Origin of the sequence: Alicyclobacillus sp. SP_1 (assembly GCF_024706985.1) — a bacterium.
In the GTDB taxonomy this organism is placed as follows: domain Bacteria; phylum Bacillota; class Bacilli; order Alicyclobacillales; family Alicyclobacillaceae; genus Alicyclobacillus_I.
Window position 1 is genome coordinate 1 of record NZ_JAMCCX010000082.1, and the last position, 2,474, is coordinate 2,474.

Annotated in this window: 1 protein-coding gene; it reads left to right on the forward strand. The window is 63.0% G+C overall.

The window, feature by feature from the left end:
* Positions 1-2,474: MBL fold metallo-hydrolase (locus tag M4I36_RS14840; protein ID WP_258112538.1), on the forward strand; the 2,474-nt coding region annotated here is incomplete at both ends.

The window sequence follows — 2,474 nt, forward strand, 5'->3', positions numbered from 1 at the left end:
CAACCAACGCTCGACATCGCCCGCGTCATGCTCGCCGACGCGCTTCACCTCAGCCAACTCGAAGGTCATGCTCGCGTCTTTACCGAGGCACAGCTCGAGAGCCTTTGGGATCGTGTGCGCGTCATGGGCCAAGACAAGGCGTTTCGCTTTCAGAACGTGCGCGTCTCGACGTATTCGGCAGGCCACATTCTTGGCGCCGTGGCGCTCGGCTTTGAGACCGAGGACGAGGGCAGCGTACTCTTTACGGGCGACTATTCCGTGACCCCCGGTCGCCTGATAGGCGGGCTTCGTCTTCCTCGCGGTACCCACTACGATGCCGTCCTGACCGAATCCACCTACGGTTCGCGCCTCCACAGCAACCGTTCTCAGCAGGAAAGCGACCTTGTGGAGCAAGTCTCCGCCGTCCTTGACCAAGGCGGCTTTGTCCTCATCCCCGCCTTCGCCGTGGGACGCGCCCAGGAAGTCCTGCTCATCCTCCAAAACGCCCTGCGCTATCGCAAAGACCTCCGTCCCTTTCCCATCGTCGTCGACGGTTTGGTCCGACGCATCTGCCCCATCTATGAGTCGTATCCACATCTCTTGCACGGCTCGGCCAAACGAACCCTGCACACGAAAGGACGTTTGTTTGCGCCAGAAGATATCACCTTCATCCGCTCCCCCGAGCAACGCAATCTCGTCCTCCAGGGGAAGCCCGCTTGCATCGTCACGTCCTCCGGCATGCTCTCCGGGGGCCCGGCGGTCTTCTATGCAGGCGCACTCCTGGACCAAACGAACAACGCCGTCTTTTTGACCGGCTATCAGGACGAGGAGTCCCCAGGCCGTCTGCTCCTTCGTCTGGCCGAGCAGGACCCGAGCGAACGGCGCTGGATGTTGCCGGATCGCGTCGTCCCAGTGCGCGCCAAAGTCGGCCTATACGCGCTCTCCGCGCACGCCGACCGCCGTGAACTGGCCCACGTCGTGGCGGAGGTTCGACCCCGGCACGTATGGCTCGTCCACGGCGACGAGGAGGCGAAGGCAGGACTGGCGCGGGAAATTCACGCCCACCTTCCGGCGTGTCCCGTGGAGCACGCCCTGGTCGGTCGCACCTACGAGGTCCAAGGAACCTCCGTCGGTCGCATCGAACTCCCGGACGGAGAAATCCCCCTCCGGGTAGCTTCATGGAAGCGGCAAGTCCTCGCCTTTCAAGAGCCGGGTGGGCCGCTCCAACTCGGCTCTTGCACCCAACAAGCCGGGGGAACGTGTACAGTGCGCCTCCTCGACGGCTCCTTACAGCGCGTTCCCGTCGCGTTCGTTCGAGACGCCCTCGGGCGCATCCCGCCCGGTGAGACGCCAGAGTCGTACATCGAGGGTTTGGCGGCAGCAGCCCAAGCGTGTCTGGCATCCGAACGATACTTCGGCGGCCGTCCCGCCGAACGCTTGGCCTACCTCCTCGCCGAGAAAAGTGGGGCGCTCTCCCCGGCCGACCCCTACGGTAAAGACGCAGTCGCCGAACAACTCGCCCCCTACGGCTTTCGCAAGATCGAGTCGGACCCGAGCACTCAGACGTTTCGCGTCTTCGTCCACTTCCCTTGGGCGATCCCTGCGTCCGTTCGTGACGCCATCGAAGGCCCCAGCGTGAACGGCTGGACGTATCGCATCGAGGAACAGGTCTATCCTCCGGCGCTTCAGAAGCTCGTGGAAGCCCACTTGCCGGGGGTCTTGACGCAACCTCCGAAGCTGTTCCCGCTGGAGAAGCGGATTGCGATCCCGATCCTCGAAGCGAACGGGGCACTCGACGAAGACGCCATCGCCCGTGCGCTCACGAAGGTTGTAGGCGGCACCGTCCAAGTCGTCCGCGCAGGCCAAGCCAAGACGAACGGGCGCTTGGAACAAAACGAAGCGATCCGCCGAGTTCAAGCGCGCGTTCCTGACCACTTCGGACTCCACAAAGTCGGGCTCGATCTGCCAAGGAGCGCCCTTAAGCTGTCGGTATCCTTCCCGGATGTCTTACCGGATCCCGAGGCTAGGGAGCTTGCGGCAAGCCTTGAACGAGAGACCGGCTGGAAGATCGAATGGACCGACAAAGTGAATTTGGAGCAATTGGCCCACGTGGCCCACCAGTCGACGCGCGCGGTCGGTAGTGTCCCCTTCGGGCCCCCGAGCCTCCACACCCAAAAGAAGCTGCTGGTGCAACGGATCACCCGGCCGCTTCCGGAAGACGCCGAAAAAGCGGCCCTGCATCGCTTTCAGGACACGACCGGATGGCTGCTTCGGTTCGAGGCAGGCACGTCTGCGAAAGCCTCCCCGGTTCCTTCTTCCGCTTCCGTCGAGGGTGGACGCATGGAAATCAATCGAGCACTGCAGGCCGTCGAGCGGCGCTTTCTCGACCAACGCGTCCCCATCTACAAAAAGTCGCTTCGCAACAACCGCGTGGAAGTGACGTTTTTGACGCCTGAGTTCGGGCAAACACAGCAAGAGACTTTGGCGGAGTTGGC